The sequence below is a fragment of the Burkholderia sp. BE17 genome (assembly GCF_009362305.1).
GTDB lineage: Bacteria > Pseudomonadota > Gammaproteobacteria > Burkholderiales > Burkholderiaceae > Burkholderia > Burkholderia pyrrocinia_C.
In genome coordinates this window covers 18594-32216 of the sequence record NZ_WHNU01000030.1, presented here as the reverse complement: position 1 = coordinate 32216, position 13623 = coordinate 18594, and the positions used below count along the sequence as shown (strand labels likewise).

The window sequence follows — 13623 nt, the reverse complement described above, 5'->3', positions numbered from 1 at the left end:
CGCTTCAATCTGCCGGAGTACACTGCGCTTTCGTCCTCGGGGCCATTGCGCGCCGCGCAACGGCGCCTCGACACCGTTGCGCCCTTCTGCCGCACGCGGCGTGAACGGGCCCTCAACGCTGCTTCACTGGAGAAAGCCATGGCCGCGAAAAAGATCCTGTTCCTGACCGGCGATTTCGCCGAAGACTACGAAACGATGGTGCCGTTCCAGGCGCTGCAGGCCGTCGGCCACCATGTCGACGCAGTCTGCCCTGGCAAGCGCGCGGGCGACAAGATCAAGACCGCGATCCACGATTTCGAGGGCGACCAGACCTACACCGAGAAGCCCGGCCACCAGTTCACGCTGAACGCGGCGTTCGACGACGTCGATGCATCGCGCTACGACGCGCTCGCGATCGCGGGCGGCCGTGCGCCGGAATACCTGCGACTCGACCCGAAGGTGATTTCGCTCGTGCGCGCGTTCGCCGAAGCCGGCAAGCCGATCGCCGCGATCTGCCACGCGGCGCAACTGCTCGCGGCCGCCGACGTGATCCGCGGCAAGCGCATCTCGGCCTACCCGGCCTGCGCGCCCGAGGTGAAGCTCGCGGGCGGCGAATACGCGGATATCCCGGTCGATGCGGCCGTGACCGACGCGCCGTTCGTCACCGCGCCCGCGTGGCCCGCGCATCCGGCATGGCTCGCGCAGTTCCTCGCGCTGCTGGGAACGCGCATCGAGCTGTGAACGTGAAGTGAATTGAGATGAATTGAAGCGCCGGCCGGTGGCGGGACTTCGTGCCCGCTTACTGGTCGCGATCGGTCGCGGCCGCGGCGTGTATGCACCTGCCCGCGCCGCGCCTCAGCGTGCGACCGGCGTCGAGCCGACGTCCGCGATCCGCGATTCCAGCATCGCCAGCGCACCCGACAGCGCGTTCAGCACGTCGTCCGGCAACTGCGCCACCGTCTGTTCGAGAAACGCCTTGCGGCGCGGCAGGCATGCGTCGAACGCGGCGCGGCCGTCGTCCGTCAGCGTCACGTTGGTCACGCGGTTGTCGCGTGCGTCGGATTCGCGCTCGATCCAGCCGAGCGCGTCGAGCGACTTCAACTGGCGCGTGAGCGCGCCCGGATCGATGCGCAGCACTTCGACGAGCTTCTTCTGCGACGAATGCCCGCCCATCGTGTGCAACGCGACCATGATGCGCCAGCGCGGCATCGGCTGCCCGACGTGCGCTTCGAACGCGGTCATGAACGCGCGATACGTGCGTCCGAATTGCTGCAAGATCGCGACGCGGTCCTGTTCTTCCATGCGCTGATTTCGTTTCCGGTGAATCGTTGAATCGTTAATCGGCCGCGACGTGCGGCTCGATCTTGCGCCGCAGCGCGATCGGCGGCACGCGGCGGCACTGCCACACCGCCACCATGGCGACGACGGCCGCCATCGCGACGCCCAGGTGAATCGCACTGACGAGCGATTCGCGGGCCGCTTCCAGCAGCAGCGCGCCATTATGCCCGGCGCGCGTCAGCTCGGCGACGAGACCGCTTTGCGCCGCGCGGTCGATCAGGATCTGCGGATCGGCGAGCTGCGCATGCCACTGCATCGCATGGTCGGCCGCGAGGGCATCGCGCACACCGCCCGAATACATCTGGTTGACGAGCGTGCCCGTCAGCGCGGTGCCGATCATCCCGCCGACCATCCGCAGCGACTGCAGCAGCGCCGTCGCGATGCCGAGGTGCTCGCGGCCGGCCGCCTGTTGCGCGAACACGGTGAGGTTCGGCAGCACGAAGCCGAGACCGATGCCGCCCGCGACCATCAACGCCATCAGCATCCAGGTCGGCGTCGTGTGCGTCGACACGACGATGCCCGCGCATGCGATCGCGAACAGCACGAAGCCGACGTGCAGCATCGCGTTCGGATTGCGGATGCGCGTGACGACGCGGCCGTTCATGATGCTGCCGATCGTGATGAACACGACGAGCGGCGTGATCACGAGCCCGGCCTCCCTCGGCGACATCCCGAAGCCGCCCTGGAACAGCAGCGGCGCATAGAACAGCAGCGAGAACATCGAGAAGCCGGCGAGGATCGCGAGCAGGAACAGCGTCGACAGCGCGCGGTTGCCGAACATGTCGAACGGCAGAATCGGCTGCGCACAGCGCTTCTCCCAGTGCCACAGGCCGACGCCGGCCCCGACCGCGACGACGAGCAGCAGCGACGCCCAGCTCGCGACGCCGTACTTCGGCAGCCATTCGACGAACAGTTGCAGCGCGCCGAGCGACAGCGCGATCAGCAGCGCGCCCGGCCAGTCGAGCCGCATCTTGCGATCGTGCTCGACGTGGCGCAGGTGCGGCAGGTAGCGCCACACGAACAGCAGCGACAGCAGGCCGACCGGCAGGTTCACGTAGAACACCGAGCGCCAGCCGAACGACTGGGTCAGCACGCCGCCGAGCGACGGGCCGACCGCGTTCGCGATGCCGAATGCGGAGCTCATCAGCACCTGCCAGCGCAGCCGCACGACCGAATCGGGGAACAGGTCGGGAATGCACGCGAACGCGGTGCCGACCAGCATCCCGCCGCCGATCCCCTGCAGCCCGCGCGCGAGCACGAGGCTCAGCATGTCGTTGGCCATCCCGCACAGCACGGACGCGCCGGTAAACACGACGATCGACACGATCACGAACGGCTTGCGGCCGTAATAGTCGCCGAGGCGGCCGAAGATCGGCACCGTGATCACGGAACTGAGCAGGTACGAGGTCGCGACCCACGCGTACAGGTCGAAGCCCCTCAACTCGGCGACGATGGTCGGCAGCGCGGTGCCGACGACGGTCTGGTCGAGCGCGACGAGCATCGTGACGAACGAGAGCCCGATCATCGCCAGCAGCGATTCGCGGAACGGCAGGACTTGCCCGCTCGAATGGTGGGCGGCAGTGTGGACGGCCATTTTTTGTCGATGCAACTTTTGATGAGTCAAACAATCTCAAAATTCTAGCATGCCGGAGTACGGAGTAATCTAGGCCGGCGATGGTCAACCCGCCCCGGCCACGAAGGAGAAGAATGGAACCGATTTCAATCACCCCCGCGACGACGCTGTCGCCGGAGGATCGGGACGCGCTGCGGCGCGCGAAGCAGGTGCTGGAAAGCCCGTCGCTGACGATGAAGCTGACGGGCGTGCTCGGCGCGCCGGTCGAGAAAATGATCGCGCGGCTGCCTGATTTCGCGACCGGCAAGATCAACGATGCGACGCAGCTCGCGCTGCGCAAGTGCCTGAACATCGCGCTGCGCACGCTCGGCAAGCCGCAGGCGCCGGACGCCGAGCCCGAGAAACCCAGCAACCTGCTGCACAAGCTTGCAGTCGCGACGACCGGCGCGGCGGGCGGCGCGTTCGGCTTTCTCGCGCTGCCGGTCGAGCTGCCGGTGACGACCACGCTGATCTTCCGCTCGGTGTGCGACATCGCGCGCAGCGAGGGCGAGGATCTCGCATCGGTGGAGTCGCAGTTGCAATGCCTGGCCGTGCTCGGCATGGGCGGCAACCCGGACAAGCAGGAAGAGGACGCCGATCTCGGCTATTTCGTGCTGCGCGGCGCGCTCGCGCAGGCGATCTCGAAGGCGTCGTCGGACATCACGACGAAAGGCATCGGAGCGCACAGTTCGGCGGCCGTGTTCAAGCTGGTACAGACGGTGGCATCGCGCTTCTCGGTGCAGGTGACCGAGCAGATGGCCGCGAAGTCGATCCCGGCGATCGGCGCCGTGCTCGGCGCGACCGTCAACACGCTGTTCATCGACCACTTCCAGCAGATGGCGCACGGTCACTTCACCGTGCGCCGCCTCGAGCGCAAGTACGGCTCGGTGGCCGTCAAGGCCGCCTATCAGGCAACCGACGCGTCGCCGACGCACTGAACCGCGCGTTCGACCGCGACGCGGCGCAGGAACGCGGCCGCACGGTCGAGCGCATCGCACGCTTCCGGCACCATCGGCGCGTAAAGCTGCCACACGTGCGGCATGTCCGGCCACACCTCGATCTCCACCGGCACGCCGGCCGCCTTCGCCTTGTCGGCGACCCGGCGCGAATCGTCGAGCATCACCTCGGTGCTGCCGACCTGGATATACAGCGGCGGCAGGCCCGTGAAATCCGCATAGAGCGGCGACGCGTACGGATTCGTCGCCGGCGCGTCGCCGAGGTACAGCTTCGCGGCCTTCGCCAGCGCGGCGCCGGCGAACATCGGATCGGCGCCGTCGTTGGTGCGCATCGTCTCGCCCGTACCGGCCAGGTCGGTCCACGGCGAGAACAGGATCGCACCGGCCGGCAACGGCTCGCCGCGGTCGCGCAGCGCGACGAGCGTCGCGAGCGCGAGGCCGCCGCCCGCCGAATCGCCGCCGACCACGATCGACCCGGGCGGCGTGCCGAGCGCCAGCATCTGTCGATATGCGGCCAGCGCATCGTCGAGCGCGGCCGGGAAGCGGTTTTCCGGTGCGAGCCGGTAGTCGAGCGAGAACGAGCGCACGCCCGCACGCTTCGTCAGGCCGAACACGAGCGGCCGATGGGTCTTCGTCGAACAGAAGTAATAGCCGCCGCCGTGGAAATACAGCAGCGTGCGGCCGGGGCCGCGACCCGCGCCCGCATCGGTGCGTTCGAGCCATTCGCCGCGCAACGGCGCGTCGCCCGCGCCGTAGCACCGGCGCAGCCGGTAGCCCGAAGGCGCGCGGCGCGGCACGGCCGTCCGCAGGTCGGCAAAGCGCCGTGCGCGGGCGGGGTCGAGCACCTCGCGCGTGGTCTCGGGACGAAACTGCCTGCGCAGCAGCCAGCAGGCGAACTTGCTTTGCCAACTCATCGGACGCGCTCCGTAATCGCAGTGTGACGATGGTACGTGCGATCGTTTCCGTGCCGCTCGAAAGGGGCCTCTATATCAAACGCCGGCCCTCAGCTCGCCGGCATCACCTGGCCGCGAATCTCGCCGGACGGGTGCTCCTTCGTATGGACGTTGAAGTACCATTTGCCGCCCATCAGGTCGGTCACCTGCGCGTCGGTGAGCTCCTTCGAGCCCTTGATCGGGCTCGCCAGCTCGTCCTTCGGAATCGGCACCTGCACGCCGGCGTTCTGGCCGACCGGCGCGGGCCCGTGGAAATGCGCGGCGGTGGCCGGCCCCGTGAGGTGTTCGTAAGTCACCGTCCACTGCAGCATGTGCGTGGCCGTGTCGTAGGTGGCGTGGACCGCGCCCGAGCCCTTGGTCGCCGTCGGCGGCACTTCGCTCGACGGCTGGAGATTGGCGGACAGGCGCACCGTTTCGGCGGCGGCGCTGCCGGCGGCCAGCACGCCCGCGAGTAACGCGACCTGGAGCAAACGCAGCTTAAGCATGGACTCTCCTTGCACGACGTTTTACGCCGCCCGAACGGGGGCGTTACGTGATGGTAGTCGATCCGACAGCCTGTCGACCATTCGTACCGTGGATCGCACCCGGCCGGGCGCGCCGGGCATCGTCGATGCGGATCGCACGCCCACGCAGCCTGCCGAAACCTGGAAGAGACCTTTGCAGCCTGACACCTGAATCCGCGCACGGCCTTTCGCTACACTTCGTCTCACAGTTGCTTGTTTCCTTCGTCCGAAGGAGTCTGCGAGTATTCACGCGGCCACCCGGCCGCGTTTTTTTTGCCCGCGCCGCGCGGCCTGGCGACGCGGCATACCGGCATCGCGAAGCGAACTCGTACTCGTACCCGCCGGATGACAAGCATGACGAAGCAGTTTCCGCTGCCGCTCCTTCGCATCGCATCTCGCGCAGCCCATCCTGTCGTGCGGCGCGAAGACGCGCACGCACCGTGGTCACGACGCGGAACAGGGTATTGCGCAAACCCTCATCGACACGTCATCGCATGCGCGTGACAATGACGACGTCCGATCGTGACTGGAAGTGAACCGTGCCGGCCCGTCGTCCACTGCCCCGCCCGCCCCGACCTCTCCGCGTCCGCCCGATGCTGGCGGGCCTGTGTTCCGTTGCCGCGCTCTACGGCGCGCCTGCCGATGCGCAGGAATTCTCGCTGTTCGCCGGCTCGCTGTGGGGCGGCGGCGGCCGCTCGTACTCGTGGGCGTTCGACTATCAGGAAGGCCTGAGCGCACACACCGCGCTCGGCTTCACCTGGCTCAACGAAGGCCACATTCCGAATCACCACCGCGACGGCCAGGCCGTGCAGTTCTGGGGCCGCATGCCGCTCGAGAACCGCCGCTTCGTGCTGTCGGCCGGCGTCGGCCCGTATCGCTACTTCGATACGGTGCCGGTCGCCCAAGGCGGCGGCTACTCGAACACGCACGGCTGGGGCGTGCTGATGAGCGTGCGCGCCGCGTACTACACGTCGCACCGCTGGCTCGCGCAGCTTCAGTTGAACCGCACTCAGGTGTTCAGCGGCCCCGCGACGACGTCGGTGATATTCGGCGTCGGCTACCAGCTCGATGCGCCCGACACGCCGGGCCCGCGCGACACCGCGCTGCCGCGCACGCGCAAGGTCACGGACAACGAGGTCACCGCGATGCTCGGCGAGACGATCCTCAACAGCCGCTCGTCGCCGTCGACGCTCGGCGGCAGCCTCGAATACCGGCGCGGCCTCACGCGCTCGGTCGACTGGACGGCGACGTGGCTGTACGAAGGCGCGAAACAGGGCATCCGCCGCAACGGGATTGCATCGGAGCTGTGGCTCACGCGCGCGTTCCTGAACGACAAGGTCACGCTGGCGGCCGGCGTCGGCGGCTATTTCGCGGTCAACGAGCGCAACCGGGAAGGACAACCCGGGCCCAGCGACGGCCGGCTCTCGGGCATCGTGTCGATCTCGGCCAGCTACCGGCTCTCCGATCGCTGGCTCACGCGCATCACGTGGAACCGCGTGGTCACGCGCTACAACCGCGACACCGACGTGATCCAGGCCGGCCTCGGCTACCGCTTCTAGCGGCCGCGCGGCCGCCCCGCGTCACGCGCGATAGCCGGGGTCGATGCGATCGACGATGCGCTGCAACGCGTCGAACGCGTCCTGCCCCGCGCCATGCTTCGGGTCGAAATTCAGCGAATCCCGAACGCACGCTTCCAGCACGGGCGGCGCAATCGGCAGCGCGTCGCCGATCGCGTGCGTGGCAACCTGAACCTCGCACGCGCGATTGAGCAGCCACATCAGCGAGAACGTCTGCGCGAGCGTCGCGCCGATCGTCACCGGTCCGTGATTGCGCAGCAGCAGCACGGGCCGCCCGCCGGCACTCTCGACGATGCGCCGCCCCTCCTCCAGATGCACGGTGATGCCCTCGAAGTCGTGATACGCGACCTTCCCGTACAACTGCGCGGAATAGAAATTGGAGAACGACAGCCCGTCGCGCGAACAGCACACGGCCATCGCGGGCGTCGTGTGCACATGCATCACGCAGTGCGCATCGGGCAGCGCCGCATGGATCGCACTGTGGAACGTGAAGCCGGCCGGATTGATCGGCCAGTCGGAATGACCGATCACATTGCCGTCGATGTCGATCTTCACGAGGTTCGACGCGCACACCTCGCTGTAATGGAGCCCGAACGGATTGATCAGGAAATGCCCGTCCTCGCCCGGCACGCGCAGCGAGATATGGTTGTAGATCAGCTCGGTCCAGCCGAGATGATTGAAGATGCGGTAGGCCGCCGCGAGCTGCACGCGCGCCTGCCATTCGGCTTCGGAGAAACGGGCGGGACGCGTGAACGGCTGGTTCGGTACACGTTGCATGGGGAACTCCGGTTGCGGATGTGAGCGGTGCGCATGGCGCGAGCCGTCCGGCGGCACCGTCACGCCGACGCGATAGTTGCGCACACAACCATATCACCTTTCCCCGCGCACCGGTAACGCGGGTTTAGCCGGAGCGCTGCCGTCCTCCTGAGGCCCGTTCACGCCAATGGCGGGCTTGCGCTCGCCCTAAAGCTGGTCGTCGACCGGCAGCAGCGTGAAGATGCCGGTCATCAGGTTGCGCAGCAGGCCCGCGTGCGGATCGACGTGATAGGTGGTCGGCAGGCCGTCGTCCGTGCCCGTCCACTCGAGTTCGGGCGGGCCGCCGCCCGCCGGCGTCGCGAGGCTCACGCGATAGCTTTCGTCCGGCTGCGTCACGCGCGCGAAGATCGTCGCGGCCTGCTGCGCGAGCGCCGGACTGTGGATCACGAGCGCCAGTTCGGTATTCAGGTGCGCTGAGCGCGGATCGAGGTTCATCGAGCCGATCACGAGAATCTTCCGGTCGATCACATACGCTTTCGTGTGCAGGCTGGCCCGCGAGCGCGACCCGAACAGGCGCGGGCGCTGCCGGCCGGGCTGCGCCTTGAACTCGTACAGCTCGACGCCGTGCTGCAGCAGCGGCACGCGGTACGGCCCGTAGCCGGCCTGCACGGCAACCGCGTCGGTCGCGGCGAGCGAATTCGTCAGGATCGCGACGCGCACGCCGCGCGCGGTCGTGTCGCCGAGAATCTTCACGCCCGCGTCGTGTGGCACGAAATACGGCGAGAACGCGAGGAATTCCTGCTGCGCGCCGCGCGTCAGCTCGACGAGGCGCCGCATCGGCGGGCTCACGTACGCGTCGTCCGGCTGCGCGACCTTGTCGGGCGCGTCGGCCTTGAACTCGGCCGGCGCCCACACGAGCGCGAACTCGTCGCGCGCGATCTGCTGCGCGAGCGGCGTCGCGTTCAGCGGCTTCGCGTTGTACGGATCGGCGTTCTGGCGCCAGTGCTTGCGCAGCTCGTCGCGCATCGCGTCGAGATCCTTCGGATCGAACGACTGGTGATTCAGCACGCGCAGCGGATAACTGCTCGCGCTTGCCCAGTAGGTGTCGAAGCTCGCCGAGATGTCGTTCGTCACGGCGCCGGCGGCGAGCACGTCGAGATCGCGGAACTGCAGCGTCGGGCTCGCGCTGAAATATTCGTCGCCGAGATTGCGGCCGCCGACGATCGCGATCTGGTTGTCCGCGATCATCGCCTTGTTGTGCATCCGGCGCGTGAAGCTGTCGATGCGCGTGAAGAAGTTGGTCGTGCGCTCGACCATGCGCTGCCGCGACGCGCCGAACGGGTTGAACACGCGGATCTCGATGTTCGGGTGCGTGTTCAGCGCGGCCATGATGCGATCGATGTCGCGGAAGTTCAGGTCGTCCACCAGCATCCGCACGCGCACGCCGCGATCGGCCGCGTAGAGCGCCGCGGCGAGCAGCAGCTTGCCGGTCGCGTCCTCGGTCGCGATGTAGTACTGCATGTCGAGCGTCTTCGTCGTGGCGCGTGCGAGCGCGATGCGCATCTGCAGCGCCTCGGCGCCGTCCGCCAGCAGCCGGAAACCCGACTGGCCCGGATGCGCGGTCCCGGGCGCGGCCAGCGCGTCGCGCAGCGGCGTCGCGGCATCGGGCGGCAATGCATGGGAAACCGGGCGATCGAGCGTGGTGGCGGGCGGATGCGTCGCGCACGCGGCGACGAACGACAGCAGCACGCAGACGGCCAGCGCACGAACCGGGCGGCATGCGGCGCGCCACGACAGCGCGGCCGGCGCGCGCCGGATGAAAGACGTGAGCACGGAAGCTTCCTCGACTGGCGGAACAACGGTCCGCATTCGCCGCGGCGCGCGGCTGGCGGGCGGTTCCAGCCGATTCTAGTGGGCGCCCGACGAACCGGTCAATCGCGCGGGCGGCGCCCCGCTGCTGCGGGCGGCATGGGCGGCCGGCGAATGACCGCGTGCCTGGCGTCGATGTCCGATCATCCCGGATCCGTCCGCCGGGCGGCCCGCGCACCGAGGCGGTCCGACCAATCTCATGCCGCGTCGCCGCTGCGCTCGAAATGGCTGCGCACGTAGTCGATATGCGTCTGCATCGCGGTGCGCGCCTCTTCGGGCCGGTGCGCGCAAATCGCGTCGCATACGACGCGGTGCTGCAGCAACAGCAGCTCGGACGCCTGCTCGTCGTCCGTCGTCATGCCCGCCACGTTGATCGAGATGTGCTCGCGCAGCATCCCGATCACGCTCGTATGCAGGTGCAGGAACATCGTGTTGTGCGATGCGCGTGCGATCGCCTCGTGCAGCTTCGCGTCGGTCGCGGCCTCGACGGCCGCGTCGTCGTTCGCATGCGCGGTTTCGAGTTCGCGCAGCAGCGTGCGGATCCGGCGCCGGTCGTTCGCATCGGCCCGCAGCGCGGCGAAATACGCGGTCGCGCCTTCGAGCACGCGGCGGAATTCGAGGATGTCGTCGCGCAGCGCCGGATGATCGGCAACCAGTTGGCCCCACGGCGACGCGATGCCCGCGCGCAACTGGTCCGTCACGTAGACGCCCGCGCCGCGCCGGCTCTGCAGCAGCCCGCGCGCGACGAGCCGCTGGGTCGCCTCGCGCACCGTATTGCGCGCGACGCCGTACTGCTGCGCGAGCACCCGCTCGGCCGGCAGGCGCGCACCGGCCGGCCAGGTGCCGTCGAGCAGCGCCGTCTCGATCTTGCGCATCACCACTTCGGTCCGGCCCCGTGCCGTCATCGCTGCCATCGTCGCGTCTCCCTCCGGAATGCCCGTCGCGCCGATTGGCCCAACCAATTTGAGCTACGGCGCCGTCGCGGGAATTATGCAGCGAAATCGTCGTCCCGCATGCCGGGCCGTCGCCACTGGAGCGAGACATGAACGAAAGGCAGTACCCCGCCGCCGCCGCCGCGCACGTCTATCTGTTCGCGACCTGCCTGGTCGACCTGTTCGTCCCCGAAGCGGGGCTCGACGCGGTTCGCCTGCTGGAGCGCGAGGGCCTGACCGTCCACTATCCGCGCGGCCAGAGCTGCTGCGGGCAGCCGGCCTACAGCAGCGGCAATCCCGACGAAGCGCGCCGCGTCGCGGCCGCGCAGCTCGACCTGTTCGCCGAACCGTGGCCCGTGATCGTGCCGTCCGGCTCGTGCGCGGGCATGATCCGTCACCATTGGCCGGCGCTGTTCGCCGACGATCCCGTCCACGGCCCGAAGGCGCGGGCAATCGCGGAGCGGACCTACGAACTCGCAGAATTCCTCATCCATGTGCTCGACGTGCAACTCGACGCGGCCGCGGCAAGCGCCGGGCCCGACGAGCGCGTCGTGCTGCACACGTCGTGCGCGGCGCGCCGCGAGATGGGCACGCGCGGGCACGGCGTCGCGCTCGTCGACGCGCTGCCGGGCGTGACGCGGATCGAACACGAACGCGAATCCGAATGCTGCGGCTTCGGCGGCACGTTCTCGCTGAAGCATCCCGACATCTCCGGCGCGATGGTGCACGACAAGGTCGCGTCGGCCTGCGCGACCGGCTGCGACCGGCTCGTATCCGCGGACTGCGGCTGCCTGCTGAACATCGGCCACGCAGCGACCAAGGCCGGCGCGCAGCTGCCGGTCGAGCATCTCGCGAGCTTCCTGTGGCGGCGCACGGCCGGTGCCGCGTCACTGCGCGGAGACAAGCGATGAGCGCGCGCGCCGCGATTCTCGCGCGCCTGCGCGCCGCCGCCCCGGGCGTCGCCGCGACGGCCGCCGCCGCGCTCGACGCACGCATCGACACGCATTACGACACGGGCCGCACATCGGCCGCGCGCGATCCGCTCGCGCTCGCATCGGCGATGCAGGCCGCGCTCGCCGCATCGCACGCGGAAGTCTGGTGCGCGACCGACGACGAATGGCCCGCTCAGCTCGCCGCGCGTCTCGCCGACGCCGGCGTGCGCCGCCTGCTGCTCGACCCGGCGCGCGCCGAATCCGCGGCGCTCGCCCGCGCGCTGTCCGATGAGATCGCGCCCGTGCCGTTCGACCGGCCGATCGACGCGTGGAAGGCCGAACTGTTCGACACGATCGATGCGGGCTTCACCGTCGCCCGCTCGGGCATTGCGGCAACCGGCACCGTCGTGGTCGCACCCGACGCCGGCACCCCGCGCACGGTGTCGCTGGTGCCGCCGCTGCATGTCGCGCTCGTCCACGCGAACACGCTGCACGCGGACCTGCACGAAGCCGTGCACGCGGAGCGCTGGCACGCCGGCATGCCGACCAACCTGGTGCTGGTGTCCGGGCCGTCGAAGACGTCCGACATCCAGCAGACGCTCGCTTATGGCGCGCACGGCCCGCGCCGGCTGTGGGTCGTGATCGTCACCGATCCGGCTGCCAATGCCGATGCCACGGCCGCCCGGCCGGCCGCAACCGCTTGCGAGGAGCTGCCGCGATGAGCGACCACACGCTGCAATTCGTCGCCCCCGGCGACTTCAAGGCCCGCGCGCGCGCAGCGCTCGACGATCCGGCGCTGCGCCGGAGTTTTCGCGGTGCGATGGACTTCCTGCAGGACAAGCGCGCGACGCAATTCCCCGACGACGCCGAGCTGCAGCAGTTGCGCGATCTCGGTGAAGCCGTGCGCCAGCACGCGCTCGCGCAGTTGCCGGCGCTGCTCGAGCGGCTGGAGGCGAAGCTCGTCGAAGCTGGCGTGCACGTGCACTGGGCCGAGACGGCCGCCGACGCGAACGCGATCGTGCTCGGCATCGCGCAGGCGAAGAAGGCACGCCGCGTGATCAAGGGCAAGTCGATGGCGAGCGAGGAAATCGAGCTGAACCATTACCTCGCGGATCACGGCGTCGACTGCATCGAGTCCGACATGGGCGAGTTCATCGTGCAGCTCGCGGGCGAGAAGCCGTCGCATATCGTGATGCCGGCGATCCACAAGACGCGCGGCGACATCGCCGGCTTGTTCGAGAAACACATCCCCGGCACGCGCTACACGGAGGACGTCGACGAGCTGATCCAGACCGGCCGGCGCGCGCTGCGCCGCGCGTTCGCGGACGCGGACATCGGCCTGTCCGGCGTGAACTTCGCGGCGGCCGACACGGGCACGCTGTGGCTCGTCGAGAACGAAGGCAACGGCCGTCTGTCGACGACGGTGCCCGACACGCACATCGCGATCATGGGGATCGAGAAGGTCGTCGAGAAGCTCGAGCACATCGTGCCGCTGTCGAGCCTGCTCACGCGCTCGGCCACCGGCCAGGCGATCACGACCTACTTCAACCTGATCTCGGGCCCGCGCCGCGACGGCGAACGCGACGGCCCGCGCGAACTGCATCTCGTGCTGCTCGACAACGGCCGCACGCAGGCCTACTCGGACGAACAGCCGCGTGCGACGCTGCAGTGCATCCGCTGCGGCGCGTGCATGAACCACTGCCCCGTCTACACGCGCATCGGCGGCCACGCCTACGGGACGACCTACCCGGGGCCGATCGGCAAGATCATCTCGCCGCACCTGCTCGGCCTCGACGCGACGGCCGACCTGCCGACCGCGTCGACGCTGTGCGGCGCATGCGGCGAGGTATGCCCGGTCCGGATCCCGATCCCGCAACTGCTCGTGCGGCTGCGCACCGAGGCGAACCGCAAGCCCGACGAACCCGTCGCGCATCCGCTGCGCGGCCAGGGCGCGAACTACAACCGCGCGGAAGACCTCGTGTGGCGCTTCTGGTCGGGCGCGTTCGCGCATCCGCGCGCGTACCGCGCGTTCCGCTGGGCGGCGACCCGCCTGCGTGCGCTGACGCCCGCGAAACAGATGGGCTGGACGCAGCACCGCACGCCGCTCGAACCGGCGCCGCGCAGCCTGTCCGACCTGCTGCGCGCACGCGGCCAGCCCGAATAGAACACCGCTTTCCCGACCGTACCCATAGAGATACAGACACAGATGGAGGAGA

General features: G+C 69.0%; 13 protein-coding genes. 6 read left to right on the top strand and 7 right to left on the bottom strand.

Features of this window, described 5'->3' with window-relative positions; translation table 11 throughout:
• Positions 1 to 138 precede the first annotated feature (138 nt).
• Positions 139 to 720 (top strand): DJ-1/PfpI family protein, encoded by a 582-nt coding sequence (locus tag GD429_RS24305; RefSeq protein WP_050016662.1) that lies wholly within the window; start codon positions 139 to 141, stop codon positions 718 to 720.
• A 114-nt stretch (positions 721 to 834) separates the two neighbouring features.
• Here the strand turns inward: GD429_RS24305 and GD429_RS24300 are convergent, their stop codons facing one another.
• Both GD429_RS24300 and GD429_RS24295 read right to left on the bottom strand, forming a co-directional pair.
• The gene (locus GD429_RS24300) at positions 835 to 1281 is read right to left on the bottom strand and encodes a MarR family winged helix-turn-helix transcriptional regulator (RefSeq protein ID WP_034179018.1); all 447 of its coding nucleotides are present in this window, start codon (positions 1279 to 1281) and stop codon (positions 835 to 837) included.
• A 34-nt stretch (positions 1282 to 1315) separates the two neighbouring features.
• Entirely contained in the window at positions 1316 to 2911 is a 1596-nt protein-coding gene (locus GD429_RS24295; RefSeq protein WP_152860636.1) for an MDR family MFS transporter, read from the bottom strand.
• Between the two features lie 113 nt (positions 2912 to 3024).
• Between GD429_RS24295 and GD429_RS24290 the strand changes: the two genes are divergently transcribed.
• Positions 3025 to 3867, top strand: a complete 843-nt coding sequence (locus GD429_RS24290; protein ID WP_152860635.1) for an EcsC family protein — start codon at positions 3025 to 3027, stop codon at positions 3865 to 3867.
• Here GD429_RS24290 and GD429_RS24285 read toward each other — a convergent pair.
• Positions 3837 to 4799, bottom strand: coding sequence for an alpha/beta hydrolase (locus tag GD429_RS24285; RefSeq protein ID WP_152860633.1), 963 nt, complete (start codon positions 4797 to 4799; stop codon positions 3837 to 3839). The two genes, GD429_RS24290 and GD429_RS24285, sit on opposite strands and share 31 nt — an antisense overlap.
• A gap of 89 nt (positions 4800 to 4888) precedes the next feature.
• Positions 4889 to 5323: a CHRD domain-containing protein gene (locus GD429_RS24280; RefSeq protein ID WP_152860631.1), complete on the bottom strand. Its 435-nt coding sequence runs from the start codon at positions 5321 to 5323 to the stop codon at positions 4889 to 4891.
• Between the two features lie 611 nt (positions 5324 to 5934).
• Between GD429_RS24280 and GD429_RS24275 the strand changes: the two genes are divergently transcribed.
• Complete coding sequence (locus GD429_RS24275; protein ID WP_152860629.1) at positions 5935 to 6900, top strand: hypothetical protein; 966 nt, start codon at positions 5935 to 5937, stop codon at positions 6898 to 6900.
• 21 nt (positions 6901 to 6921) lie between these two features.
• Here the strand turns inward: GD429_RS24275 and GD429_RS24270 are convergent, their stop codons facing one another.
• The 3 genes from GD429_RS24270 to GD429_RS24260 all read right to left on the bottom strand — a co-directional run bounded on the left by GD429_RS24270 (position 6922) and on the right by GD429_RS24260 (position 10457).
• Positions 6922 to 7695, bottom strand: coding sequence for a class II aldolase/adducin family protein (locus GD429_RS24270; RefSeq protein ID WP_152860627.1), 774 nt, complete (start codon positions 7693 to 7695; stop codon positions 6922 to 6924).
• Positions 7696 to 7881: 186 nt separating this feature from the next.
• Entirely contained in the window at positions 7882 to 9507 is a 1626-nt protein-coding gene (locus tag GD429_RS24265; protein WP_321574834.1) for a phospholipase D family protein, read from the bottom strand.
• Between the two features lie 233 nt (positions 9508 to 9740).
• Positions 9741 to 10457, bottom strand: a complete 717-nt coding sequence (locus tag GD429_RS24260) for a FadR/GntR family transcriptional regulator (protein WP_152860623.1) — start codon at positions 10455 to 10457, stop codon at positions 9741 to 9743.
• A gap of 128 nt (positions 10458 to 10585) precedes the next feature.
• On the opposite strand from GD429_RS24260, the gene GD429_RS24255 reads away from it, so the two are divergent.
• From GD429_RS24255 to GD429_RS24245, 3 genes are read left to right on the top strand one after another with little or no spacing between them, the layout of a single operon-like run.
• Positions 10586 to 11386 (top strand): (Fe-S)-binding protein, encoded by an 801-nt coding sequence (locus tag GD429_RS24255; RefSeq protein WP_152860621.1) that lies wholly within the window; start codon positions 10586 to 10588, stop codon positions 11384 to 11386.
• Entirely contained in the window at positions 11383 to 12129 is a 747-nt protein-coding gene (locus GD429_RS24250; RefSeq protein ID WP_152860619.1) for a LutC/YkgG family protein, read from the top strand. The genes GD429_RS24255 and GD429_RS24250 overlap by 4 nt, the downstream gene beginning before the upstream one ends.
• Entirely contained in the window at positions 12126 to 13571 is a 1446-nt protein-coding gene (locus tag GD429_RS24245) for a LutB/LldF family L-lactate oxidation iron-sulfur protein (RefSeq protein ID WP_152860617.1), read from the top strand. The genes GD429_RS24250 and GD429_RS24245 overlap by 4 nt, the downstream gene beginning before the upstream one ends.
• The last annotated feature ends 52 nt before the right edge of the window (positions 13572 to 13623 follow it).

Bases quoted from the DNA above. Each gene is read 5' to 3' on its own strand.
- GD429_RS24295 (WP_152860636.1), bottom strand. From the start codon at position 2,911: ATGGCCGTCCACACTGCCGCCCACCATTCGAGCGGGCAAGTCCTGCCG.
- GD429_RS24300 (WP_034179018.1), bottom strand. From the start codon at position 1,281: ATGGAAGAACAGGACCGCGTCGCGATCTTGCAGCAATTCGGACGCACG.
- GD429_RS24250 (WP_152860619.1), top strand. From the start codon at position 11,383: ATGAGCGCGCGCGCCGCGATTCTCGCGCGCCTGCGCGCCGCCGCCCCG.
- GD429_RS24285 (WP_152860633.1), bottom strand. From the start codon at position 4,799: ATGAGTTGGCAAAGCAAGTTCGCCTGCTGGCTGCTGCGCAGGCAGTTT.
- GD429_RS24290 (WP_152860635.1), top strand. From the start codon at position 3,025: ATGGAACCGATTTCAATCACCCCCGCGACGACGCTGTCGCCGGAGGAT.
- GD429_RS24305 (WP_050016662.1), top strand. From the start codon at position 139: ATGGCCGCGAAAAAGATCCTGTTCCTGACCGGCGATTTCGCCGAAGAC.
- GD429_RS24260 (WP_152860623.1), bottom strand. From the start codon at position 10,457: ATGGCAGCGATGACGGCACGGGGCCGGACCGAAGTGGTGATGCGCAAG.
- GD429_RS24270 (WP_152860627.1), bottom strand. From the start codon at position 7,695: ATGCAACGTGTACCGAACCAGCCGTTCACGCGTCCCGCCCGTTTCTCC.
- GD429_RS24280 (WP_152860631.1), bottom strand. From the start codon at position 5,323: ATGCTTAAGCTGCGTTTGCTCCAGGTCGCGTTACTCGCGGGCGTGCTG.
- GD429_RS24255 (WP_152860621.1), top strand. From the start codon at position 10,586: ATGAACGAAAGGCAGTACCCCGCCGCCGCCGCCGCGCACGTCTATCTG.
- GD429_RS24275 (WP_152860629.1), top strand. From the start codon at position 5,935: ATGCTGGCGGGCCTGTGTTCCGTTGCCGCGCTCTACGGCGCGCCTGCC.
- GD429_RS24245 (WP_152860617.1), top strand. From the start codon at position 12,126: ATGAGCGACCACACGCTGCAATTCGTCGCCCCCGGCGACTTCAAGGCC.